19 protein-coding genes are annotated in these 24,801 nt (G+C 72.4%); 4 read left to right on the top strand and 15 right to left on the bottom strand.

Annotated features, from left to right (window positions below):
* Positions 1-224: 224 nt before the first annotated feature.
* From ACWGKU_RS00095 to ACWGKU_RS00065, 7 genes are all read right to left on the bottom strand, one after another.
* Positions 225-1,055, bottom strand: a complete 831-nt coding sequence (locus ACWGKU_RS00095) for a shikimate dehydrogenase (protein ID WP_452178338.1) — start codon at positions 1,053-1,055, stop codon at positions 225-227.
* A gap of 42 nt (positions 1,056-1,097) precedes the next feature.
* Entirely contained in the window at positions 1,098-3,041 is a 1,944-nt protein-coding gene (gene mltG, locus ACWGKU_RS00090; RefSeq protein ID WP_452178337.1) for an endolytic transglycosylase MltG, read from the bottom strand.
* Positions 3,042-3,249: 208 nt separating this feature from the next.
* Positions 3,250-4,500: an endolytic transglycosylase MltG gene (gene mltG / locus ACWGKU_RS00085; protein ID WP_452178336.1), complete on the bottom strand. Its 1,251-nt coding sequence runs from the start codon at positions 4,498-4,500 to the stop codon at positions 3,250-3,252.
* A 148-nt stretch (positions 4,501-4,648) separates the two neighbouring features.
* Positions 4,649-5,128: a Holliday junction resolvase RuvX gene (gene ruvX / locus ACWGKU_RS00080; RefSeq protein ID WP_387691946.1), complete on the bottom strand. Its 480-nt coding sequence runs from the start codon at positions 5,126-5,128 to the stop codon at positions 4,649-4,651.
* Positions 5,128-7,797, bottom strand: a complete 2,670-nt coding sequence (gene alaS, locus ACWGKU_RS00075) for an alanine--tRNA ligase (protein ID WP_452178335.1) — start codon at positions 7,795-7,797, stop codon at positions 5,128-5,130. The genes ruvX and alaS overlap by 1 nt, the downstream gene beginning before the upstream one ends.
* Entirely contained in the window at positions 7,797-8,249 is a 453-nt protein-coding gene (locus ACWGKU_RS00070) for a DUF6167 family protein (protein WP_401048289.1), read from the bottom strand. The genes alaS and ACWGKU_RS00070 overlap by 1 nt, the downstream gene beginning before the upstream one ends.
* Before the next feature lie 4 nt (positions 8,250-8,253).
* On the bottom strand, positions 8,254-8,733 hold the full coding sequence (locus ACWGKU_RS00065) for a DUF948 domain-containing protein (protein WP_359897457.1): 480 nt from the start codon (positions 8,731-8,733) through the stop codon (positions 8,254-8,256).
* 243 nt (positions 8,734-8,976) lie between these two features.
* On the opposite strand from ACWGKU_RS00065, the gene ACWGKU_RS00060 reads away from it, so the two are divergent.
* Positions 8,977-11,226: an ATP-binding protein gene (locus ACWGKU_RS00060; protein WP_452178334.1), complete on the top strand. Its 2,250-nt coding sequence runs from the start codon at positions 8,977-8,979 to the stop codon at positions 11,224-11,226.
* A gap of 52 nt (positions 11,227-11,278) precedes the next feature.
* Complete coding sequence (locus ACWGKU_RS00055) at positions 11,279-11,605, top strand: tetratricopeptide repeat protein (RefSeq protein ID WP_359897459.1); 327 nt, start codon at positions 11,279-11,281, stop codon at positions 11,603-11,605.
* 96 nt (positions 11,606-11,701) lie between these two features.
* On the opposite strand, the gene rpsD is transcribed toward ACWGKU_RS00055, so the two are convergent.
* The 7 genes from rpsD to ACWGKU_RS00020 form a co-directional block, all read right to left on the bottom strand.
* Positions 11,702-12,316: a 30S ribosomal protein S4 gene (gene rpsD, locus ACWGKU_RS00050; RefSeq protein WP_030240707.1), complete on the bottom strand. Its 615-nt coding sequence runs from the start codon at positions 12,314-12,316 to the stop codon at positions 11,702-11,704.
* A gap of 309 nt (positions 12,317-12,625) precedes the next feature.
* Positions 12,626-14,068 (bottom strand): replication-associated recombination protein A, encoded by a 1,443-nt coding sequence (locus tag ACWGKU_RS00045; protein ID WP_401050590.1) that lies wholly within the window; start codon positions 14,066-14,068, stop codon positions 12,626-12,628.
* A gap of 57 nt (positions 14,069-14,125) precedes the next feature.
* Positions 14,126-14,944, bottom strand: coding sequence for a polyphosphate kinase 2 (gene ppk2 / locus ACWGKU_RS00040; protein WP_452178333.1), 819 nt, complete (start codon positions 14,942-14,944; stop codon positions 14,126-14,128).
* Positions 14,945-15,114: 170 nt separating this feature from the next.
* Positions 15,115-15,621: a GNAT family N-acetyltransferase gene (locus ACWGKU_RS00035; RefSeq protein WP_380546469.1), complete on the bottom strand. Its 507-nt coding sequence runs from the start codon at positions 15,619-15,621 to the stop codon at positions 15,115-15,117.
* 96 nt (positions 15,622-15,717) lie between these two features.
* Positions 15,718-17,508: an aspartate--tRNA ligase gene (gene aspS, locus ACWGKU_RS00030; RefSeq protein ID WP_380546471.1), complete on the bottom strand. Its 1,791-nt coding sequence runs from the start codon at positions 17,506-17,508 to the stop codon at positions 15,718-15,720.
* Positions 17,505-18,767, bottom strand: a complete 1,263-nt coding sequence (hisS, locus tag ACWGKU_RS00025; protein WP_359897464.1) for a histidine--tRNA ligase — start codon at positions 18,765-18,767, stop codon at positions 17,505-17,507. The genes aspS and hisS overlap by 4 nt, the downstream gene beginning before the upstream one ends.
* Before the next feature lie 11 nt (positions 18,768-18,778).
* Complete coding sequence (locus ACWGKU_RS00020) at positions 18,779-19,486, bottom strand: MBL fold metallo-hydrolase (RefSeq protein WP_380351198.1); 708 nt, start codon at positions 19,484-19,486, stop codon at positions 18,779-18,781.
* A gap of 250 nt (positions 19,487-19,736) precedes the next feature.
* On the opposite strand from ACWGKU_RS00020, the gene ACWGKU_RS00015 reads away from it, so the two are divergent.
* Together ACWGKU_RS00015 and ACWGKU_RS00010 are read left to right on the top strand one after the other, a co-directional pair.
* A complete protein-coding gene (locus ACWGKU_RS00015; protein WP_380546473.1) occupies positions 19,737-20,582 on the top strand; it encodes a peptidylprolyl isomerase in 846 nt (281 codons plus the stop codon).
* 265 nt (positions 20,583-20,847) lie between these two features.
* Positions 20,848-22,077 carry a DUF349 domain-containing protein gene (locus ACWGKU_RS00010; protein ID WP_452178332.1) on the top strand — a complete coding sequence of 410 codons (1,230 nt, stop codon included), beginning with the start codon at positions 20,848-20,850 and terminating at the stop codon, positions 22,075-22,077.
* Positions 22,078-22,144: 67 nt separating this feature from the next.
* Here ACWGKU_RS00010 and ACWGKU_RS00005 read toward each other — a convergent pair whose 3' ends face one another.
* Complete coding sequence (locus tag ACWGKU_RS00005; RefSeq protein ID WP_452178331.1) at positions 22,145-24,655, bottom strand: RelA/SpoT family protein; 2,511 nt, start codon at positions 24,653-24,655, stop codon at positions 22,145-22,147.
* Positions 24,656-24,801: the final 146 nt, after the last annotated feature.

Raw genomic sequence — 24,801 nt, 5'->3', positions numbered from 1 at the left:
TCATCAGCGGACCGGACCTCGGCACCGCCGGGGCCCGCCCCGGGCGTGCCTTGTGCCTGAATCCTTTCATGCCCCAGCAGCACCTGGGGGCACAGTCCGCGTGCCGGACGGCAACCGGCCACCATCCGGCCGGGAACCACCCGGGGAACCGGCCGGAGGGCGGGCCCGGCCCCCGGCCGGAGGACCGGGCCCACGACCGGCGCCCCGGCACTCGGCGCGGGGGCTCAGTGCCCGGCGAGCGCCTTCTCCCCCGCCTCGCGCATCGCCGCCAGCGGCCCGGGCGTCCGCCCGGTGAAGGCCTCGCTCTGCAGCACCGCCTGGTGCACCAGGAGGTCCAGCCCGCCCAGGACGGTCGCCCCGCGCCCGGCGCAGGCGGCGGCCAGCGCCGTCGGCCACGGGTGGTACAGCACGTCGAACAGTGCGCCCGGCTCGGCGGGCAGCGCGTCGGCGAAGACGTCCGTCGCGCCCGCCGGCGTGGTGGAGACGGTCAGCGGCCGGGCCAGCGCCTCGGCGCCGCGCTCCCAGTCGGCGGTGCGGACGGCCAGGCCCAGCCGGTCGCCCAGCTCGGCCATCTCCCGGGCCCGCTCGGAACTGCGCACGTAGACCGTCACCTCGCCGGTGCAGATCTGGGAGAGCGCGGCCAGCGCCGAGGAGGCGGTGGCCCCGGCGCCCAGGACGGCCGCCTCGGGCACCTCGGTGATCCCGCGCTCGCGCAGCGCGTTGACCAGCCCGGGGACGTCGGTGTTGTCCCCGGTGCGCCGACCGTCGGCGGTGAACACCACGGTGTTCACCGCGTCCACCGAGCGGGCCGTCGCGCTGACCTCGTCGAGCAGCGGGATGACCGCCCGCTTCAGCGGCATGGTGAGCGACAGCCCGGCCCACTCGGCCTCGTCCAGCGCGGCGACGAACCCGGGCAGCCCGGCCTCGTCGACCTCGAAGCGGTCGTAGCGCCAGCCGTCCAGTCCGAGCGCCGCGAAGGCGGCCCGGTGCAGGTCCGGCGAGAGCGAGTGGGCGATCGGCGAACCGAGAACGGCCGCCCGGTGCTTGCTGGTCAACGCTGCCTCTCCGCGAACTGGCGAACTGTCGTCCGGCCGTGGCTACTTCTTGGTGGTGCAGTGACCGCGCGCCTCGTCGAAGCCCTGCCCGGCCAACTGGCAGTACTCCTTGACGTTGGCGTAGTGCTCCTTGCTCGTCTCGGCGAACCGGGTCTGGATCGGGGACATCGCGATGAAGTACAGCCACTTTCCGTCCGCCGGGTGCAGCGTCGCGTTGAGCGCCTCGTCGCCGGGGTTGGAGATCGGACCGGGCGGCAGGCCCGGGTTGATGTAGGTGTTGTACTTGTTGGACGCGTCGTCCATGTCCTTCTTGTCGAGGTCCTTGCGGTTCAGCGAGTACTGGAGCGTGGTGTCCATGCCCAGCCGGTGGTTGATCTCGCCGCCGGCCGCCAGCCGGTTCTGGATGGTCTTGGCCATCTTGGCGAAGTCTTCCGGGTTGTTGCCCTCGCGCTGGAGGATGCTCGCCTCGATGAGCACCTCGTAGCCGGTCTTCAGCCCCACCGAGGCGGCCTGGGCGTCCAGGCCGGCGTACTTCTCGGTGGCGTTCTTCACCATCTGCTTGAGCAGGTCCTCGGGCTTCATGCCCTCGGCGATGTTGTAGCGGGTCGGCCAGAGGAAGCCCTCGATGTTGCCGTTGGCGTACGGCGGCAGGCCGAGGTCGTTGACCTGGGCCTTGGCGACGCCCGCCGTGGTGCCCGCCTGCAACTTCAGCTTGGTGTCGATGAGGGTGTAGATCTCGGTGGAGTTCTTGCCCTCGGGGACGACGATCGCCGCGCCGCCCGCCTGGGCGAGCAGCTCCTTGAGCGCGGCCGCGGCCGGCATCTCCTTCTTCAGCCCGTAGTAGCCGTACTGGATGGTGCCGCACTTGGGCTCGGCCTTGCAGGCCGCGGAGAAGGCGTCGACGCTCTTGACCACGCCGGCGTTCTTCAGCGCCAGGCCGATCTGCCCGCCGACCGCGCCCTTCTTGACCTCCACCTGGACGGAGCCGGTGCCCTCGCCGGTGAAGTCCTCCGGCGGGCCGAAGTGGTCCTGGTAGAAGCCGTAGCCCCACCAGCCGGCCCCGCCCACGGCGCCGAGCAGCACCAGCGCGACCAGCAGACAGGCGCCGCCGTTGCGGCGGCCCGACTTCTTGCCCTTCTCCTTGCGCTTCTTCTGGGCCTCGCGGGACTCGTCCCGCTCCCCGAGGAAGCCGGCCTCCCCGGCCTCCCCGGCCTCGGCGTGCTCGTCGAGGTAGCCGTCGTCCTCGTGGCGGACGTCCTGGTGGCCGTCCCACTCGTCCGTCCCGGCCTCGCGCGCGGCACCGACCGGGTCGGCGCCGGCCTCCAGCGCGGCGGCCTCGGCCTCCCAGTCGATCCCGTCCGGGCCGGGGCCGGAGGCCGGCGCGGGCTCCGGGGCCGGCTGCCGCCGCCGTCGCCGCGGCGTCTGCTGCTGCTGGGGATCCTGCTGGGGCTGGGCGTGCTGCTGGGGCAGGGGCTCCTGCTGCTGAGGGGTCTGCTGCGGGGGCGCCTGCTGCTGGGGCGCCTGCTGGCCACCGGGGAAGCCCTGCTGGTAGCCCTGCTGCTGCATAGGCGCCTGCTGCTGGGGCATCTGCTGCTGCGGATAGCCCTGCTGCACCTGCTGCTGCGGCTGCACGTACCCCTGCTGGGGGTAGCCCTGCTGCGGCACCTGCTGTTGCACCTGCTGGGGGTAGCCCTGCTGGCCGCCCGGGTAACCCTGCTGCGGCATCTGCGCCTGCTGCTGCTGCTGCTGCGGATAGCCCTGCTGCGCCATCATCTGCTGCTGCATCTGCGGCGTCATCTGCTGCTGGGCGTACCCCTGCTGCACGTCCCCGTACGGCTGCTGCTGGGCCGCCTGGCCCTGCTGCGGGTACTGCTGCTGCCACTGGCCGTCCTGCTGGCCGGGGACCGGCTGCCGGCCGTCGTACCCGGGATCACCGGGGTGCCACGGCTCGCCCTGGGGGCCGTAGCCCCCACCCAGATCGGTCATCGATCCCCTTAACCGACGGTGACGACCGGAGGATCGAACCGGCCGCCCGGGACGACGCGGTCCCGGCTGATTCTCGAACCGGCGTGCTAGCGCAGCGCCTGGAGGGAGACGTTACCGTACCGCAGCCTTACCCCCGCCCGGGCGGACGCACGGTCGGTGAGCGATCTCACCGACGGCACACGACACCGTTACGGTGCCCCCGACACCGTCACGGCGTCCCCGCACCGGCCCCGCCGGCGCCCCCCGGGCCGGAGGACGCCGGGGAGGACGGGTCCGCGGCCGGGGCACCGGGCTTGGCCGCCGCCCGGCTGGCGTTGAACTCGGCCACGTTGCGTTGATGAACGTCGAAGCTGTCGGTGAAGCGGGTGTCCCCCGGTTTCACGGTGACGAAGTACAGCCAGTCCCCCGGCGTCGGGTCCAGCGCGGCCAGGATCGCCTGCCGCCCGGGGTTGGAGATCGGGCTCGGCGGCAGCCCGGGGTGCAGGTAGGTGTTGTACGGGGAGTCCAGCTTGGTGTCGGTCACCGAGGTGTTCAGGGTCGAGCGGCCGAGCGCGTAGTTGATGGTGGAGTCCAGCTGCAGGGGCATGCCCTTGGCCAGCCGGTTGTAGATCACCCGGGCCACCTTGCCCATGTCCTCGGTGTTGTCGGCCTCGCCCTGGACCATGCTGGCCACGGTGATCAGCCCGTACACGCTCTGCCCGAGGTTCTGCGCGACTACGGTGGCGTCGTCCCGGCCGAACTCCTTGCCGGCCCGGTCCACCATCTGCTTCAGCAGGTCGAAGGCGGTGGTGCCCTCGGTGACGCTGTACGTCGCCGGGAACAGGTAGCCCTCCGGGCTGCCGTTGGTGAAGTCGGGCAGGCCGAGTTCGGCGCCCTGATCCTGGGCGGTCTTCCGGGCGGTGCCCTCGGGCAGGTTCAGCTTCCGGTCGATGGCCGCGTAGATCTGGTAGCCGCGCCAGCCCTCGGGGATGGTCAGACCGTTGGCGTTGGCCGGGTCGATCAGGATCGCCAGCGCCGCCGCGGCCGACATCTTCTGCTTCAGCGTGTACGTCCCGGGCTGGATCCGCCCGGCCGCCGCCGCGCTGCCCTTCGCGGCCCGGGTGAAGGCGAGCGAGCTGGCCACCACCCCGTTGCGGACCAGCGCGGAGGCGATCTGGGAGAGGCCGGCGCCCTCCGGGACGGAGACCTGGACGCTGCCGGTGCCCTGCCCGGCGAAGTCGGCGGCGGCCGGGGGTTTGCGCTGCGCCTGGAGCCAGGTGTACCCGGTCAGCCCGATCCCGCCGAACACCGCGATCAGCGCGAACGCGGTGAGCCCGCAGGCCAGTCCGTTGCGCCGTCGGTGCGGATCCGGCGCATCGAAGCGCGGGCGGGGCGCGCCCGGCGGACGGCCCTCCGGTTCCAGCACCGGAGCGCCCAGATGCCCGGGCGTGAGCCCCGGGTGGAAGTCCTGGTCGGTCATGGCTCGCGCCCCCTCGGTGGTCCCGGATCGATCCGGATCAATATGAATCGATGCGAATCGATCCATAACGGACACGGAAGCGAACGAAAAAGGGTCCGTGCGGACGCGTCCGCACGGACCCCTCAAACGGGACGTTAGATCAGACCGGTCAGCCGACCGCCTCGACGCTCTCACCGGGCGGGCGTCCGCTCACCCGTTCGGACTCAAGGGCGGTCTGGAGGATCACCACCGCGGCGGCCTGGTCCACCACCGAGCGGCCCTTCTTCGCCTTGACCCCCGAGGCGCGCAGCCCGTGGGTCGCGGTGACGGTCGACATCCGCTCGTCCACCAGCCGCACCGGCACCGGATAGAGCCGGTCGGCCAGCCGGGCCGCGTACGCCCGGACCTTCTCCGCCGCCGGGCCCTCCTTGCCGCTGAGCGAGCGCGGCAGCCCGACGATCACCTCCATCGCGCCGTACTCGTCGACGATGGCGGCGATCCTGGCCTGCGACTTCACCCCGGCCGGGACGGTCTCCACGGGCGTGGCGAGCACCCCGTCGGGGTCGCAGGACGCGACCCCGATCCGGGCGTCCCCGACGTCGACGGCGATCCGCCGCCCACGCCGGAAGGGCCTCTCCTCCTGCTCCATCAGCTGGCGCGCTCCGCGACCAGGCCGCGCACCGCGGCGATGGCCTCGCCGACCGCGGCCGGGTTGGAGCCGCCGCCCTGGGCGACGTCGTCCTTGCCGCCACCGCCGCCGCCGAGGGTCTTGGCGGCGGTCCGGACCAGCTCGCCGGCCTTGATGCCACGGCCGCGGGCGTCCTCGTTGGTGGCGATCACGGTCAGCGGGCGGTCGTTGGCGACGGTGAAGGCGGCGACCACGGCCGGGCGCGCGCCGAGGCGGCCGCGCACGTCCAGGACCAGCTTGCGCAGCTCGTCCGCGCCCACGCCGTCGGCGACCTGCGCGGCGACCACGGCGATGCCGTGCACGTCCTCGGCCGAGTCGGCCAGACCCGCCGCGGCGGCCAGCACCTTCTCGGCGCGGAAGCGCTCGATCTCCTTCTCGGCGTCCTTGAGCTTGGCGAGCATGCCCGAGATCTTCTCCGGCAGCTCCTCCGGGCGGCCCTTGACCAGCTCGGTGAGCTGGGCGACCACGGTGTGCTCACGGGCCAGGAAGCGGTACGCGTCGGTGCCGACCAGCGCCTCGACGCGGCGCACGCCGGAGCCGATCGAGGACTCGCCGAGCAGCTTCACCAGGCCCAGCTGGGCGGTGTTGCCGACGTGGGTGCCACCGCACAGCTCCTTGGAGAAGTCGCCGATGGTGACGACCCGGACCTCGTCGCCGTACTTCTCGCCGAACATCGCGATGGCGCCGGCCTTGCGGGCCTGGTCCATCGTCATGACCTCGGCGGTGACCTCCAGCTCGCGGCCCAGCACGTCGTTGATCTTCTGCTCGACGTCGACCAGCACGCTGCCGGGAACGGCGGCGGGCGAGCCGAAGTCGAAGCGGAAGCGGCCGGGGGCGTTCTCGGAGCCGGCCTGGGCGGCCGTCGGGCCGAGCGCGTCGCGCAGCGCCTGGTGGGTCAGGTGGGTGGCCGAGTGGGCACGGGCGATCGCCCGGCGGCGCTCGATGTCGATCGTGGCGTACGCCGAGGCGCCCAGCACGACCTCGCCGAACAGCACCCCGCCGGAGTGCACGACGACGCCCGGGACGGGCTGCTGCACGTCGCGGATCTCCACCACCGCGCCGGACTCCAGCCGGATCCGGCCCTGGTCGGCGAGCTGGCCGCCGCCCTCGGCGTAGAACGGGGTGCGGTCGAGGATGATCTCGACCTCGTCGCCCTCGGAGGCGGCCGGCGACGGGACGCCGTCCACCAGCAGGCCGACCACGGTGGCCTCGCCCTCGGTGAGGGCGTAGCCGGTGAAGACGCTCGCGCCGGACTTGTCGGCGACCTCGCGGTACGCGGCGACGTCGGCGTGGCCCATCTTCTTGGCCTTGGCGTCCGCCTTGGCCCGGTCCCGCTGCTCCTGCATCAGGCGGCGGAAGCCGGACTCGTCCACCTGAAGGCCCTGCTCCTCGGCCATCTCCAGGGTGAGGTCGATCGGGAAGCCGTAGGTGTCGTGCAGCTTGAACGCCTGCTCGCCGGAGAGCACCGCGCCGCCGGCCTGCTTGGTCTCGGTGACCGCGACGTCCAGCAGGCTGGTGCCGGCCTTCAGGGTCTGGAGGAAGGCGCCCTCCTCGCCGACGACGACCGTCTCGATGCGCTTGCGGTCGCTCTCCAGCTCGGGGTACTGCGGGGCCATCGCCTTGATCGCGACGTCGATGAGCTCCTTGGCCACCGGCTCGGTGGCGCCCAGCAGGCGCATGTTGCGGATGGCGCGGCGCAGGATGCGGCGCAGCACGTAGCCGCGGCCCTCGTTGCCGGGGGTGACGCCGTCGCCGACCAGCATCAGCGCGGTGCGGATGTGGTCGGTGACCACGCGCAGCGAAACGTCCGACTTGTGGTCGGCGCCGTAGGTGTGGCCGGTGAGCTCGGCGGCGCGGTCGAGGATCATCCGGCTGGTGTCGATCTCGAAGAGGTTGTCGACGTCCTGCAGGATGGCGGCGAGGCGCTCCAGGCCGAGGCCGGTGTCGATGTTCTTGCTCGGCAGGTCGCCGAGGATCTCGAAGCCGTCCTTGCCGTCGCCGTGGCCGCGCTCGTACTGCATGAAGACCAGGTTCCAGATCTCCAGGTAGCGCTCGCCGTTGACGGCCGGGCCGCCCTCCTCGCCGTACGCGGGGCCGCGGTCGTAGTTGATCTCCGAGCACGGGCCGCACGGGCCGGGGACGCCCATCGACCAGAAGTTGTCCTTCATGCCCAGGCGCTGGATGCGCTCCGAGGGCACGCCGATGACGTCACGCCAGATCTGCTCGGCCTCGTCGTCGTCCTTGTAGACGGTGATCCAGAGCTTCTCCTTCTCCAGGCCGTAGCCACCGTCCGCGACGGGGGTGGTGAGCAGGTCCCACGCGAACTTGATGGCTCCTTCCTTGAAGTAGTCGCCGAAGGAGAAGTTGCCGCACATCTGGAAGAAGGAGCCGTGCCGGGTGGTCTTCCCGACCTCCTCGATGTCCAGGGTGCGCACGCACTTCTGGACGCTGGTGGCGCGCGAGAACTGCGGCTTGACCTCGCCCAGGAAGTAGGGCTTGAACGGCACCATGCCGGCGTTGACGAGCAGCAGGGTGGGGTCGTCGGCGACCAGGGACGCCGACGGAACGACGGTGTGGCCGCGCTCCTCGAAGAAGCGCAGCCAGCGGCGGCGGATCTCAGCCGACTCCATTAGTGGTCCTTCCGGTTCGGGGTGCCGCCCCGCGGCGGCAGGGCGCGGCGGGGCGTTTCTTCAGTGGTCCGGGGCGTGGTGCGGGAGCTGCGGGACGGAGGCAGGGCGGCGGCCGGGCTACCGGGCGCCGCCGAGATAGCTCGGTACTGCGGCTCGCCGGAGGGGGGCGGCGCGGAACGCTTCCCCAGGAGGGACCGGCGGTCGCCGCGGGGCTCCACCACGGCGGTGCCGTGCAGCCCGAGGTCGTCCTTCAACTGCTCCTCGCGCTCGGCCATGCCGGCCTGCACGTCCCGGGCGAACTGCTTGGCCAGGTCGCCCAGGTGCAGCGCGCCGCGGGCGGCGGTGCCGGAGAGGCTGTCCGGGGTGAGCCGGTGCACGGCCTCGTTGGCCTTGTTCATGGCCCAGACGGTGGCGCCGGCGCCGACCGCCATCCAGAAGATGCGTCGCACCATGCCGTCAGCCCCTCACCGCGCGCCGGACCCGGGAGAACAGGCCGCTCCTGGGCGCGGTCGCGGCGCGCACCTCGGCCCGGATCAGCCGGGCCAGCTCCTCGCGCTCGCCGGCCTGCGCCGGCACCGGCGGCAGGCCGCCCTGCTGCCGGGCGACGGCCTTGCGCACGCCGTAGCTGAACGCCGCGACCTTCACCAGCGGTCCGCCCAGGGTGGCGGCCACGGTGGAGGAGAGCGCGTTGGCGTTGGCGGCGGCGTCCTGCACGTTGGCGGTGATCTCGTCGACCCGCTCCAGCTGCTCGTTGGCGCTGCGCACCGCGGCGCCCGCGTCGGTCAGCAGCGGAACGGCCTGTTCGGTGACCGCGGAGACCAGGACGGCGGCCTCCTTGAGCACCCGCGAGAGGCGGACCAGCACCACGGCGAGCAGGGTGACCAGGACCGCCCAGAACACGGCGACGAGCAATCCGGCCAGCTCTCCCACGGACACCTTTGCGCGCTCCCTCGCCTTGCAGTTCTCCTGGGCCTGTCAGACAGGCCCCAGCAGGAAACCCTATCGCGCCCAGGCCCGGTTTCCGGACCGGGTTGTTCGCCCGGCGATCCGGTCGGGTGTGCGATCCGCGCGCGTAACCTACCGATCGGTCACCTCGTTCTGCCTGGCAGGCCGTCGCCCGTACGGCCCGACGCACGTCCGGACCCCGACCGGTCCGGCCTGGAGCACGGGGAGCAGCCTTTGGCCGGGGACTGGACAGCACCGCCCGGGGAGCCCGCGGCGGGGCCGCACGGGCCGGAGCCCGGCCGGCTGCCGGCCGAGGTGACCGGCTTCGTCGGGCGGCGGGGCGAACTGGCCGAGCTGGCCGGGCTGCTGGACTCGGCCCGGCTGGTGACCGTCACCGGGCCGGGCGGCGTGGGCAAGAGCCGGCTGGCCCTGCGCGCGGCGGCCCGGGCGGCCGACGCCTTCCCGGACGGCACCTGGCTGGTGGACGTGGCCCCGGTGCAGGACCCGCTGCTGCTCGGCCACGCCGTCCTGGAGGCGCTGCGGCTCGCCGACGGCTCCGCCCGTCCGCCGCTGGACGTCCTGATCGAGCGGCTGGAGGGCCGGCGTCTGCTGCTGGTGCTGGACGGCTGCGAGCACCTGGTGGAGGCCTGCGCCGAGTTGGCCGACGCGCTGCTGCGGGCGCTGCCCGGCCTGCGGCTGCTGACCACCAGCCGCACCACCCTGCGGGCCTCGGGCGAGCACCTGCTGGCCCTCACGCCGCTGCCGGTCGGCCCGGCGCCCTCCGGCCCGGTGCGGCCGGACGCGCTGCCGGACGCGGTGCGGCTGTTCGTCGAACGGGCCGGGGCGGTGCTGCCGTCCTTCGAGGTGACGGAGGCCAACGCGGAGGCGGTCGCGCTGCTCTGCCGCCGGCTGGACGGCATCCCGCTGGCCCTGGAGCTGGCCGCCGGCCGGCTGCGCGCGCTGTCGGTGGAGCAGGTCACCGCCCGGCTGGACGACCGTTTCCGGCTGCTCACCTGCGGCTCCCGGACGGCCCTGCCGCGGCACCGGACGCTGCGCACGACGGTCGGCTGGAGCCATGAGCTGTGCACCGTGCAGGAACGTTTACTCTGGGCCCGCCTGTCGGCCTTCGCCGGCGGATTCGACCTGGAGGCCGCCGAGTACGTCTGCGCCGGCGAGGGCATCGAGGCCGAGGAGGTCCTCGACCTGCTCGACGAGCTGGTCGCCCAGTCCGTGGTGCTGCGCGAGGACAGCGCCTTCGGCGTGCGCTTCCGGCTGCTGGACACCCTGCGCGAGTACGGCGGCCAGTGGCTGCGCGCCGCCGGCGAGGAGCAGCGGCTGCTGCGCCGCCACCGGGACTGGTACTTGGGCGTCGCCACCTGGGGCGAGGTCGAGTGGTTCGGCCCCCGGCAGGCGGAGACCGCCGAGCGCACCGGGCTCGCCCACGGCAACCTGCGCGCGGCGCTGGAGTTCTGCCTCGCCGAGCCGGGCGAGGAGCAGATCGCCCTGCTGCTGGCCGGCACGCTCTGGTTCTACTGGATCGGCTGCGGCCACCTCGGCGAGGGCCGGCACTGGCTGGACCGCGCGCTCGCGCTGGACCGCGAGCCCACCGAGGCCCGGGCCAAGGCCCTCTGGGTGACCGGCTACATGGCCACCCTCCAGGGCGACCTCGGCTTCGCCCGCCCGGCACTGGAGGAGTGCCGCCGGCAGGCCCTGGACACCGGCGACGACCGGGCGCTGGCCTACGCCGTCCACCGCCAGGGCTGCGTCGCCCTGGTCGGCGACGACCCCGACCGGGCCGCCGAACTGTTCGAGGAGGCGCTCTGGCACTACCGGACCATCGGCGAGCTCAACAGCAACGTGGTGATGGCCATGCTGGAGCTGGGCCTGGCCCACCTCTTCCAGGGCGATCCGGACAGCGGCGAGCTCTGGTTCGGCCAGGCCCGCGAGCTGTGCGAGGAGCACGGCGAGCAGTGGGCCTACGGGTACGTGCTCTACGCGATGGCGTACTCGCACTGGCTGGACGGCGCCGTGCAGCCCGCCCGGGCGCTGGCCCGGGAGTGCGTGCGGCTGAACCACCTCTTCCGCGACCGGCTCGGCATCGTGCTGGGCATCGACCTGCTGGCACTGCTGGAGACCGAGCCGAGCGGACCGGGCGAGCCGGGCGAGCCGGGCGAGCCGGGCGACCTGCGCGAGGCCCGGGTGCTGCAGGGGGCCGCGCACCGGATCTGGCGCACGGTCGGCAACCCGTTCCTGGGCTCGCGGAACTTCTTCGGCCCCCACCAGGAGTGCGCCGAGCGGGCCCGGGCCGGGCTGACCGCCCAGGAGTACGAGGAGTGCTACGAGGCCGGGACCCTGCTGGACCTGGACGCGGCGGTCGCCCGGGCGCTCGGCGGCGGGGGCCGGGCGCAGGGCGCAGGGCCCGGAAACGGCGCGGGACCCCCGCTCGGTGCCGCCCGCGCCGGCGCCCTCGACGGCGCGGAATAGTTGAAACTTGCCGATTGCTTGAGGAGGCAAGGAACTGCCCGGAAGGAGCATCATGGCCGTCCACAACGCCGCCAACGAGTACCGCATGGCGAAGTTCTACTTCGATTCCAAGGCGTACACCGACGCGGCGCGCACGCTCGAAGGTGTCCTGGCCGAGGAGCCGACCAACCTCTCCGTCCGGATGCTGCTGGCCCGCAGCTACTTCCACTCGGCCCAGCTCCGCCGCGCCGAGGCGGAGCTGCTGCGGATCCTGGAGGCCGACCCGGCCGAGGACTACGCCCGGCTGATGCTCGGCCGCACCCTGGAGCGCCAGGGCCGGCCCGAGGAGGCCCGCCCGCACCTGCGGCTGGCCGCCGCGATGACCGGCGAGAGCATCTGACGGCAGCGGGAAGGACAGCACGGAAAAGGGGCGAGCCCCCGTCGCCTCGAAAGGCGGCGGGGGCTCGCTCGTGGTGTCGCGAAGAGCGGAACCGGGTCAGCGCGAGTAGTACTCGACGACCAGCTGCTCGTCACAGATCACCGGGACCTCCTTGCGCTGCGGCGCACGGTCCAGGCGGAAGGCCAGGGCCTTCAGGTTGACCTCGAGGTACTTCGGGGTCTGGCCCTCACCCGCGTAGCCACCCTCACGGGCGACCTGGAAGGGGACCTTCTCCTTGCTGCGCTCGCGGACGGTCACCACGAAGCCCGGCTTCATCTGGAACGACGGCTTGTTGACCTTGCCGCCGTTGACCTCGATGTGGCCGTGGACGACCATCTGGCGGGCCTGGTAGATGGTGCGGGCGATGCCCGAACGCAGCACCAGCGAGTCCAGACGGGTCTCCAGGTCGGCGACGAGCGCCTCACCGGTCTTGCCCTCGGCCTTCTTCGCGCGGTCGAACGCGCGCGCCATCTGCTTCTCGCTCAGGTCGTACTGGGCGCGCAGACGCTGCTTCTCGAGCAGACGGACCTTGTAGTCCGAGTTCTGCTTGCGGCCACGGCCGTGCTGGCCGGGCGGGTACGGGCGGGCCTCGAAGTACTTGACGGACTTCGGGGTCAGCGGCACGCCGAGCGCACGCGCGATCTTGACCTTGGGACGCTTCTGGTTCGCCATGAACCAAACCTTCCTTGCTTACGAATACGGCTTCACCAGGTGTTGACGGAGGTCGCATCTCGCGACCCGGAGACAACCCATCGCCGAGGCGATGCGGTCAGCCGCTCTCCGGAGCCGGGCACGAACGTGCTGGTCACACGGACCGGCCCAGAATCTGGGCCGCCCGCGACACCGAAACGGTGCGCGACGCTCCTGGTGCGGGCCCCTCGGAGGGGGCCTACGGCCGGTGTCCCGCTGGTGCGGCCGGTCGGTGGGGTCTCCCCCGCCGCCGTCCCGGGACATGGCACTCCGACCGAGTATACCGGTGGATCACTCGCCCTTTTCCCCGGGCCGCTCCTCGGCCTTCTGCTCCGGCTTCGCGGGCGCCTTCCCGTCCTTCTTCCCGGCCTTGCCCTCCACCCTGCGCTCCCCCCGCAGCCGCCCGCGCGTCCACTCCACCACGTCCGCGTACCGGGCCTCGCCGCCGCGCCTGGTCGGGCGGTAGTACTCCTTGCCGTGCACCGCGTCCGGCGCGTACTGCTGGGCGGCGATGCCCTCCGGCAGGTCGTGCGGGTACCGGTAGCCCTGGCCGTGGCCGAGCTTGCCCGCGCCGCCGTAGTGCGCGTCGCGCAGGTGGGGCGGGACGGCGCCCGCCAGGCCCTGCCGGACGTCCGCCAGCGCCGCGTCGATCGCCAGGTAGGCGGCGTTGGACTTGGGCGCCAGGGCCAGCGCGATGGCCGCCTGGGAGAGGATGATCCGGGCCTCCGGGAAGCCGATCAGGGCCACCGCCTGGGCCGCCGCCACCGCCGTCTGCAGGGCCGTCGGGTCGGCCAGGCCGACGTCCTCGCTGGCCGAGATCATCAGCCGGCGGGCGATGAACCGCGGGTCCTCCCCCGCCTCGATCATCCGGGCCAGGTAGTGCAGGGTGGCGTCCACGTCGCTGCCGCGGATCGACTTGATCAGCGCGCTCGCCACGTCGTAGTGCTGGTCGCCGTCCTTGTCGTAGCGCACCGCCGCCTGGTTGACCGCCGTCTCGGTGGTGGCCAGCGTGATGCTCGACTCGCCCTTCTCCAGCGCCGCACCGGCCGCCGCCTCCAGGGTGGTGAGCGCCCGCCGGGCGTCCCCGCCGGCCAGCCGCACCAGGTGGTCCTCGGCCTCCGCGGACAGCTCCAGCGCGCCCTCCAGGCCGCGCTCGTCGGCCACCGCGCGGCGCAGCAGCGCCCGGATGTCCTCGTCGGTCAGCGACTCCAGGGTGAGCAGCAGCGAGCGGGACAGCAGCGGGGAGATCACCGAGAAGTACGGGTTCTCGGTCGTCGCCGCGATCAGGGTCACCCAGCGGTTCTCCACGGCCGGCAGCAGCGAGTCCTGCTGGGCCTTGGAGAAGCGGTGGATCTCGTCCAGGAAGAGCACCGTCTCCCGGCCGGACATCCCGACCGCCCGCCGGGCGCCGTCGATCACCGCCCGGACCTCCTTGACCCCGGCGGTGATCGCGGACAGCTCCACGAAGCGGCCCTCGACCGCCTGGCTGATCACGTGCGCCAGGGTGGTCTTGCCGGTGCCGGGCGGCCCCCAGAGGATCACCGAACTGGTCGCCGCCGGGCCCCGCGAGCCCGCGACCAGCCGGCGCAGCGGCGAGCCGGGCTTCAGCAGCTGCCGCTGCCCCGCCACCTCGTCCAGGGTGCGCGGACGCATCCGTACGGCCAGCGGCGCCCGGCCGGGCTCCCTGGTCTGGCGTTCCTCGGCTGCGGCGGTGAAGAGGTCCGGTTCGTCCACACCGGAAGCCTATGCGAGGCCCCGGACAGCCCGGCAAGGCACGCGACGGGCCCCGCCCTACTCCAGCCCGGCGGCGTGGTCCGGGACGTACTTCTGCAGGTCGCGCGGGGGCCGCTGGTAGCCGCGCGACGCGGGGCGGGGCGGCAGTTCGACCTGCCGGGCCTTGATCTCGCGGTACGGCACGGTGGACAGCAGGTGGGCGATCATGTTGATCCGGGCCCGGCGCTTGTCGTCGCTCTCCACCACGTGCCAGGGCGAGTCCGGGGTGTCGGTGTGGATGAACATCTCGTCCTTGGCCCGCGAGTAGTCCTCCCAGCGGGTGATCGACTCGACGTCCATCGGGGAGAGCTTCCAGCCCTTCATCGGGTCGCCCAGGCGGTCCCGGAAGCGCCGCTCCTGCTCGGTGTCGCTCACCGAGAACCAGTACTTGCGCAGCAGGATGCCCGACTCGGTCAGCATCCGCTCGAAGGTCGGGCACTGGTGCAGGAACTGCCAGTACTCCTCGTCGTTGCAGAAGCCCATCACGCGCTCGACGCCCGCGCGGTTGTACCAGCTGCGGTCGAACAGCACGATCTCCCCGGCGGCCGGCAGGTGCTCGACGTACCGCTGGAAGTACCACTGGGTCTTCTGCCGTTCGGTCGGCGTGGGCAGCGCCGCGACCCGGGCGATGCGCGGGTTCAGGTACTCCGTCACCCGCTTGATCGCTCCGCCCTTTCCGGCGGCGTCGCGTCCCTCGAAGACCACCACCAGCCGGGCGCCCTCGGCCCGCACCCACTCCTGGAGCTTCACCAGCTCCTCCTGGAGCCGCAGCAGCTCCCGCTCGTACGGCTTCCTGGCCAGTTTCCCCGGCTTCCCGGTCCGCCGCTGCTCGGCCACCCTCGGGTCCTCCGTTCGGTCGAATGCTGATGAGCATTCACCGTAGGCGCCGACGGCCGGATCCGCAGGTCGGCGAGGCCGTGGCGACCGGGCCGGTCTCGTGGACCGGCCCCGGGAGAGGCGCCCGAGGGAGCGGCGCTCGGGGTGGGGCAAGAGCCTGGAGGCAGGCTCTATACGGCGACGAAGGGCTCGGGGTAGCGGCAGAGCCCGCGCGGGGCACCGTCGTACGCCGCCAGCGGCAGCGCCTGGAAGTACGCCTCCGGCACCTCGAACGGGCCGGTGACCTCGTGTCGCCCGGCCGGCGCGAAGCCGAACCGCCCGTAGTACTCCGGATCGCCGAGGACGACCACGAGCTTCTCGCCCGCCTCCTCGGCCGCCGCCAGCACGGCCCGGACGACCAGCTCGCCGACGCCCCGGCGCTGCCACTCGGGCGCCACCGCGACCGGCGCGAGCGCCAGCGCCTTGCCGTCGCCGACCCGCAGCCGGGTCAGCAGCGCGTGTCCGATCACCAGCCCGGCACCGTCGACCGCCACCACGGACAGCCCGGGCAGCCAGGCGGGATCGCGGCGCAGCGCGTCCACCAGATCCGCCTCGTCCGGCCCCGGGAACGCGGCCATGTGGACGCGTCTGGTCGCCGGGACGTCGTCCGGACATTCGACTCTCGTCGTGACCTGCATTGAGTCAACCCTCCCTGTGTCACACACCGTTGTGGACCGGCCCCGGACGACGGGCGAGCCGTCCGGGGCCGTTGCAGGTTAGCGGATGACGCGACGTCAGGACTTGGGCTGAGCCTCGCCCTTGGCGTCCTCGCGGACCTTCGGCTGGGCGTCCACACCGGCCTCGCGACGCTGCGCCGGGGTGATCGGGGTCGGGGCGCCGGTCAGCGGGTCGCCGCCGGTGGACGTCTTCGGGAAGGCGATGACGTCCCGGATGGTGTCGTACCCGCCCAGCAGCGTGACGATGCGGTCCAGGCCGAAGGCGACGCCACCGTGCGGCGGCGGGCCGTAGTTGAAGGCGTCCAGCAGGAAGCCGAACTGCGAGGCCGCCTCCTCCTCGGAGAGGCCGATCGCGTCGAACGCCCGCTTCTGCACGTCGCGCTGGTGGATACGGATCGAACCGCCGCCCAGCTCCGAGCCGTTGAGGACCAGGTCGTAGGCGTTGGAGAGCGCCGAGCCCGGGTCGGTGTCGAAGGTGGCCAGCGACTCCGCGGTCGGGGCGGTGAACGGGTGGTGCACCGCGTGCCAGCCCTGGAACTGTCCCTTGTCGTCCTCGATCGGCTCGAACATCGGGAAGTCGACGACCCAGAGGAAGGCCCACTGGGACTCGTCGATCAGCTCGCAGCGGCGGCCGATCTCCAGACGGGCGGCGCCGAGCAGCTCCTGCGAGGCGCGCTCCTTGCCGGCCGCGAAGAAGATCGCGTCGCCGTTCTTGGCGCCCGCGGCGGCGGCGAGGCCGGCCAGGTGCTCCTCGGAGAGGTTCTTGGCGACCGGGCCGCGCAGCTCGCCGGTCTCGGCGTCGATGAGGACGTAGGCCAGGCCCCTGGCGCCGCGCGCCTTGGCCCAGTCCTGCCAGGCGTCCAGCTGCTTGCGCGGCTGCGAGGCACCGCCGGGCATGACCACGGCGCCGACGTACGGGGCCTGGAAGACGCGGAAGTCGGTGCCCTTGAAGTACGCGGTCAGGTCGGTGAGCTCCTGGCCGAAGCGGACGTCCGGCTTGTCCGAGCCGTAGCGGCCCATGGCGTCCGCGTAGGTCATCCGCGGCAGCGGGTTGGGGATCTCGTAGCCGTGGACCTCGCGCCAGACGGAGCCGATGATCTTCTCGCCGAGGGCCAGGATGTCCTCCTGGTCGACGAACGAGGCCTCGATGTCCAGCTGGGTGAACTCCGGCTGCCGGTCGGCGCGGAAGTCCTCGTCGCGGAAGCAGCGGGCGATCTGGTAGTAGCGCTCCATGCCGGCCACCATCAGCAGCTGCTTGAACAGCTGGGGCGACTGCGGCAGGGCGTACCAGTGGCCGGGCTGGAGGCGGACCGGGACCAGGAAGTCGCGGGCGCCCTCGGGGGTGGAACGGGTGAGGTACGGCGTCTCGATGTCGAGGTAGTCGTTCTCCTCCATCACCCGGCGGATGATGTTGTTGACCTTGGAGCGCAGGCGCAGGCCCTTGGCCGGGCCCTCGCGGCGCAGGTCCAGGTAGCGGTAGCGCAGCCGGACCTCCTCGTTGACCGTGCCCGGCTCGTACTCGGCGACCGGGAAGGGCAGCGGGGCGGCCTCGGAGAGCACCTCGATCGCGCTGACGACGACCTCGACCGCGCCGGTCGGGATGTCCGGGTTCTCATTGCCCTCGGGGCGGACCCGGACGTCGCCGACGACCTTGACGCAGTACTCGGCGCGCAGGCCGTGCACCGAGTCGAGGTCGCGGACCACGATCTGCACGGTGCCGGAGGCGTCGCGCAGATCGATGAAGGCGACGCCGCCGTGGTCGCGGCGGCGGGCGACCCAGCCGGCCAGGGTGACGGTGGTGCCTGCGTGCTCCGGGCGGAGCGTGCCCGCGTCGTGCGTGCGGATCACAGCTGCTTCTCCTTCAGGGTGGTGACGAGTGCGTCGAGGGCGACGGGGGCCTGTTCGCCGGTGCTCAGGTCCTTGAGCTGGACGACGCCCTCGGCGAGGTCCCGGTCCCCGGCGATCAGGGCGAAGCGGGCGCCGGACCGGTCGGCGGACTTCATGGCGTTCTTGATGCTCTTGACGCCGAAGGCGAGGTCGGTGGCGACGCCGGCCCGGCGCAGCTCGACCACCTTGGCGAACAGGATGTTCTTGGCCTCCTCGCCGAGCGCGACGGCGTAGACGGAGGTGGCGGCCGGCAGGTCGAGGTCCACGCCCTCGGCCTCCAGGGCCAGGAAGGTGCGGTCCACGCCGAGGGCCCAGCCGACGGACGGCAGCGCGGGGCCGCCGATCATCTCGGACAGGCCGTCGTAGCGGCCGCCGCCGCCGATCGCGGACTGGGCGCCGAGGCCGTTGTGCACGAACTCGAAGGTGGTGCGGGTGTAGTAGTCCAGGCCGCGGACCAGCTTCGGGTCGTCGACGAAGGCGACGCCGTTGGCGGTGAGCAGCTCGCGGACCTTCTCGTCGTACGCCTTGCACTCCTCGCACAGGTAGTCGCGGAGCATCGGGGCGTCGGTGAGCTGGGCCTGCACCGACTCGCGCTTGTCGTCGAGGACGCGCAGCGGGTTGATCTCGGCGCGGCGGCGGGTCTCCTCGTCCAGGTCCAGGCCCGAGAGGAACTCGATCAGGGCGGCGCGGTAGACCGGGCGGCACTGCTTGTCGCCGAGGCTGTTGAGCAGCAGCGAGTAGTTGCCCAGGCCCAGCGAGCGGAAGGCGTCGTCGGCCAGGATGATCAGCTCGGCGTCCAGCGCCGGGTCCTCGGCGCCGATCGCCTCGGCACCGACCTGGGAGAACTGGCGGTAGCGGCCCTTCTGGGCCCGCTCGTAGCGGTAGTACGAGCCGGAGTACCAGAGCTTGACCGGCAGGTTGCCCTGCTTGTGCAGGTTGGCCTGGAGGGCGGCGCGCAGCACCGAGGCGGTGCCCTCCGGGCGCAGCGCCAGCTCGTCGCCGCCCTTGGTGGTGAGGGTGTACATCTCCTTGGAGACGATGTCGGTGGACTCGCCGACACCGCGGGAGAACAGCTTCACGTCCTCGAAGACCGGGGTCTCGACGTAGCCGTAGCCGGCCCGGCGGGCGGGCGCGGCGATGCGCTCGCGGATCGCCAGGAACGTCGCGGAGCTGGGGGGCAGCAGGTCGTAGGTGCCCTTGGGGGCGGTGAAGGTGCTCAACTTCTCTTCCGTCACATTCCTCGTCGCGGGAAAGCCGGGGCGCCGGCCGCCCCCGCTGCCTGTCGGAGGTAGGGGTTGGTGGCGCGCTCGCGGCCGATGGTGGTCTGACCGCCGTGGCCGGAGAGGACCACGGTGGAATCGTCGAGGGGCAGGCACACCCGGGCCAGCGAGTTCATGATCGCCGCGCTGTCCCCGCCCGGGAGGTCGGTACGCCCGATGGAGCCGGCGAACAGCAGGTCGCCCGAGAACAGCACCGGGGGGAGGTCCTCGGCACCGGGCGTCCGGAAGGTCACCGACCCCCCGGTATGGCCCGGGGCGTGGTCCACGGTGAGCTTCAGGCCGGCCAGCTCCAGCACGCTGCCGTCGGTGAGCTCGCGCACGTCGTCGGGCTCGCCGACGGTGAGCTCGCCCATCAGCTGGGTGCCCAGGGAGCGGCCGAGCGCCTTCTCCGGGTCGGACATCATGTACCGGTCCTCGGGGTGGATCCAGGCCGGGACGCCGCGGGCGCCGCAGACCGGGACCACCGAGGCCACGTGGTCGATGTGGCCGTGGGTGAGCAGCACGGCGACGGGCTTCAGCCGGTGCTCGCGGACCATGTCCTCGACGCCGCGGGCCGCCTGGTGGCCGGGATCGACGATGACGCACTCCTCGCCCGCCGCCGGAGCGACCAGGTAGCAGTTGGTGCCCCAGGCTCCAGCGGGGAATCCGGCGATGAACACGCGCGTCCTTCGGGTGTGCGGCGGTCGGCTGCGGCGGCTACCAGTGGTGATCGCTGCCAGTGGTGATGTAGGTGCAGCCTACCGGCGCCGCGGGTCCGGTTGCGAACCAGATAGCGGTGACGGGGCGCGGCGGCCCGGCAGGTTCACCGGGTTCTTACAGGCCCGGTCCCTACACTTGGCCGCCGAGGGATGCGATGATCCGCTCCGGAATCCATCCACTTTTCCCGCACATCCGTAGGAGACACGGCCGGTGGTCAGCAGCGAACAACGGCGGCGGCAGCTCGCCCGAGACAAGTACGAGCGCCAGTTGGAGCGCCGGGTCGCGGCCGCGGCCGCACGCAGGCGGCGCAACACGATCCTGGGCGCCTCGCTCGCCGTCGTGGTGCTGGCCGGCGGTGGCACCCTGATCGCCACCGGCGCGTTCAGCTCGGACGACAAGGGCGACAAGAAGGCCTCGGCGAACAGCGCCCAGGCGGCGCCGACCAGCACCGACGAGCCGACCACCCCGACCCGCAAGCCGGTCGAGGGCTGCGCCGCTCCGGCGCCGGGCGCGCCCAACGGCAAGCAGTGGCAGGCCGAGCCGCCCATGACGATCGACCCGAGCGGCTCGTACGCCATGACGCTGGACAGCAACTGCGGCAAGGTGACGATCGCGCTGGAGGCCGCGAAGGCCCCGCACACCGTGAACTCCTTCGCCTTCCTGGCCGGCGAGCAGTACTTCGACCACACCAAGTGCCACCGGCTCACCACCGACGGCATCTTCGTGCTCCAGTGCGGCGACCCGACCGCCAGCGCGACCGTCCCGGGCGGCACCGGCGGCCCCGGCTACAAGTTCGCGGACGAGAACCTGACCGGCGCGACCTACCCGGCCGGCACCGTGGCGATGGCCAACTCCGGCCCGGGCACCAACGGCAGCCAGTTCTTCCTGGTCTACAAGGACACCAAGCTGCCGCCGAACTACACCCCCTTCGGCAAGATCACCGGGGGCCTGGACGTGGTGCAGAAGATCGCCGCCGCGGGCACCCTGGAGGGCTCGCCGGACGGCCACCCGATGGCCGACGTCACCTTCAACTCCGTTACGGTGGCGAAGGGTTGACCTACTCCGGGGCCCTGCGGGGGCGGCCTGCGCGCCGTCCCCGCAGGGCCCCGGACCGAAATCGCCCGGCCCGGATGCGGACAGCACCGGTCCCGGTCGCCTATGTTGGCGTTGTATAGGGTGCCCGCACCCGCCTGGCCGTCACCCTCGGCAGCAAGGCACGGCGGACGGGGACGGCGGACTCTTTCGGTCCGTCGCACATCAACTGTGGACGACGGACGCGCGCCGCCCCGGCGCGGGCGCGACGTCATGTGGAGGACGCGCTATGAGCAGCGACCCGTGGGGCCGTGTGGACGAGCAGGGCACGGTCTACGTCAGGACGGCCGACGGTGAACGCGTCGTCGGTTCCTGGCAGGCCGGCTCGCCCGAGGAGGCCCTCGCCTACTTCGAGCGCAAGTACCAGGGCATCGAGGTGGAGATCGGCCTGCTGGAGAAGCGGGTGCGCACCACCGACCTGGCCGCCAAGGACGCCCAGACCGCGCTGGAGCACCTGCGCGCCCAGGTGGTCGAGGGACACGCGGTCGGCGACCTGGAGGGCCTGGCCAAGCGGCTGGACACGCTCGCCGGCGAGATCGAGAGCCGGCGCGAGGAGCGCAAGGCCGCTCGCGCCAAGGCCCAGGACGAGGCCCGTACGGCCAAGGAGGCCCTGGTCACCGAGGCCGAGCAGCTCGCCGAGTCGACCCAGTGGCGGGAGGCCGGGGACCGGCTGCGCGCCCTGGTGGACACCTGGAAGGGCCTGCCGCGGCTGGACCGCAAGAGCGACGACGAGCTGTGGCACCGCTTCTCGCACGCCCGCTCGGTCTTCTCCAAGCACCGCAAGGCGCACTTCGCCACCCTGGACGCCGAGCGCGAGAAGGCCCGGCAGACCAAGGAGGCGCTGGTCACCGAGGCCGAGGCGCTGTCCTCGTCCACGGAGTGGGGCAGCACCGCGGCCGCCTACCGCGACCTGATGGCGCGCTGGAAGTCCGCCGGCCGGGCCCAGCGGGACATCGAGGACGAGCTGTGGGCGCGGTTCCGCGGCGCCCAGGACGTCTTCTTCCAGGCCCGCTCCTCGGTGTTCAGCGAGCGGGACGCCGAGCAGGTGGAGAACCAGAAGCTCAAGGAGGCGCTGGCCGCCGAGGCCGAGGCGATCCTGCCGATCACCGACCTCAAGACCGCCAAGGCCGCGCTGCGCGAGGTCAACGAGCGCTGGGAGGCCATCGGCCACGTGCCGCGCGAGGTCCGTCCGAAGCTGGACGGCCGGCTGAACACGGTCGAGCGGGCCATCCGCGAGGCCGAGGACGCCGAGTGGAGGCGGTCCAACCCGGAGGCCAAGGCCCGCGCGGCCGGCATGGTCGGCCTGTTCCAGGCCAAGGCCGACAAGATCCAGGCCGACCTGGCCAAGGCCCGCGCGGCCGGCAACGCGTCCAGGACCGCCAAGCTGGAGTCCGAGCTGGCCGGCGTGCAGACCCTGCTGGAGCAGGCGCACCGGAGCCAGGAGGAGTTCAGCGGCTGACCGCCCCGAGCGCTGAACGGCGAAGGCCCCCGGGAACGCTCCCGGGGGCCTTCCGCGTACCCGCGCGCTACTTGCGGGCGGAGGTGACGCGGTAGACGTCGTACACGCCCTCGACGCCGCGCACCGCCTTGAGCACGTGGCCCAGGTGCTTCGGGTCGCCCATCTCGAAGGTGAAGCGGCTCATCGCCACCCGGTCCCGGGAGGTCTGCACCGCCGCCGACAGGATGTTGACGTGCTGGTCGGAGAGCACCCGGGTGACGTCCGAGAGCAGCCGGGAGCGGTCCAGCGCCTCGACCTGGATGGCCACCAGGAAGACCGAGGACTGGGTGGCCGCCCACTCGACGTCGATCATGCGCTCCGGCTGCTGGCTCAGCGCCTCCACGTTGACGCAGTCGGCGCGGTGCACCGAGACGCCGTTGCCGCGGGTCACGAAGCCGACGATCGGGTCGCCGGGCACCGGGGTGCAGCAGCGGGAGAGCTTGACCCAGACGTCCTCGACGCCCTTGACGATCACGCCCGGGTCGCCCTTGGCCCGGCGGCGCGCCGCGCGGCGGTTGTCGTGGGTCGGGGTGGCGGTCTCCGCCAGGTCCTCGGTCGCCCCCTCCTCGCCGCCGAGCGCCTGCACCAGCTTCTGCACGATGTTCGGCGCGGCGACGTGGCCCTCGCCGATCGCGGCGTAGAGCGAGGAGATGTCGGGGTAGCGCATCTCGTGGGCCAGGGTGACCAGCGAGTCGCCGGTCAGGATCCGCTGGATCGGCAGGCCCTGCTTGCGCATCGCCCGGACGATCGCCTCCTTGCCGTGCTCGATCGCCTCCTCGCGGCGCTCCTTGGAGAACCAGGCCCGGATCTTGTTGCGGGCGCGCGGGGACTTGACGAAGCCCAGCCAGTCCCGGGAGGGTCCGGCGTTCTCCGCCTTGGAGGTGAAGACCTCGACGGTGTCGCCGTTCTCCAGGGTCGACTCCAGCGGCACCAGCCGCCCGTTGACCCGGGCGCCTATCGTCCGGTAGCCGACCTCGGTGTGCACCGCGAAGGCGAAGTCGACCGGGGTGGCCCCGGCCGGCAGGGCTATCACATCACCCTTGGGGGTGAAGACGAAGACCTCGTTGCTGGCCAGGTCGAAGCGGAGCGACTCCAGGAACTCGCCCGGGTCGGCGGTCTCCTTCTGCCAGTCCAGCAGCTGTCGCAGCCAGGCCATCTCGTTGACGGCGCCGGCCTTGTCCTCCTTGCGGACCTGGGTCGGGGTGTCGGTGCGGACCTTGGACGCCCCGGCCACCGCGCGCTGCTTGTACTTCCAGTGCGCGGCGATGCCGTACTCGGCCCGCCGGTGCATGTCGAAGGTGCGGATCTGCAGCTCGACCGGCTTGCCCCCGGGACCGATCACCGTGGTGTGCAGCGACTGGTACATGTTGAACTTGGGCATCGCGATGTAGTCCTTGAACCGCCCCGGCACCGGGTTCCACCGCGCGTGGATGGTGCCCAGCGCCGCGTAGCAGTCGCGGACGGTGTCGACCAGGACCCGGATGCCCACCAGGTCGTAGATCTCGGCGAAGTCCCGGCCCCGGACGATCATCTTCTGGTAGACCGAGTAGTAGTGCTTCGGCCGGCCGGTGACGGAGGCGGTGATCCGGGCACCGCGCAGGTCCGCCTGGACCTGGTCGATGACGGTCGCCAGGTACTCGTCCCGCTTGGGGGCGCGCTCGGCGACCAGCCGGACGATCTCGTCGTACATCTTGGGGTAGAGGATCGCGAAGGCGAGGTCCTCCAGCTCCCACTTGATGGTGTTCATGCCCAGCCGGTGCGCCAGCGGGGCGTAGATCTCCAGCGTCTCGCGGGCCTTCTTCTCCTGCTTCTCCCGCTTGAGGTAGCGCATCGTGCGCATGTTGTGCAGGCGGTCGGCGAGCTTGATCACCAGGACCCGCGGGTCCTTGGCCATCGCCACGACCATCTTGCGGACGGTCTCGGCCTGCGCGGCCTCGCCGAACTTGACCCGGTCCAGCTTGGTGACGCCGTCCACCAGCAGGGCCACCGAGTCGCCGAAGTCCTTGCGCAGGGTCTCCAGGCCGTAGTCGGTGTCCTCGACGGTGTCGTGCAGCAGCCCGGCCATCAGGGTCGGGGCGTCCATGCCGAGCTCGGCCAGGATCGTCGCGACGGCCAGCGGGTGGGTGATGTACGGGTCGCCGCTCTTGCGCTTCTGTCCGCGGTGCCACTTCTCGGCCACCGCGTACGCCTTCTCGATGTCGCGCAGCAGCGCCGGGTCGGCCTTGGGGTCGTTCGCCCGGATCGAGCGGAACAGCGGCTCCAGGACGGGGTTCAGCACGCTGGAACGCTGGCCGCCGAGGCGGGCCAGGCGGGCGCGCATGCCACCGGTGGAACCGCGGCCGGAGGGGCCGAGCGAACGCGAGGAGGTCGGCGCCGGGCGTGCCGGGGTGGCCCCCGAGGGCGTGGGACGGTCTTCGGGGGCGGCCGCTGCGGCCGTGGGCACAACCTCGTCGGGCAAGGACAACTCCTCGGGGCACCGGGGCCGGCCCCTGCCGGGGCCCGGACGTTCGGGGACAACCGGGAGGGGATGAATCTTCATGGTACCGAGCCGGGCGCCGGGGTGTTCATCCGGCCGGGCCAGGAAACGGGAGGACGGGCGTGGGATGTTCCGGACGCCGGCCTCCCGCCGGATGCGTCAGACCGTGAGCACCGTATACCCCGGTGCGCCGGCCCGGTGGCCCGGCA

The organism is Kitasatospora sp. NPDC054768 (assembly GCF_053612025.1).
Note: the sequence above shows the minus strand (reverse complement) of the source record. Positions and strands in the feature narration are given on the sequence as shown.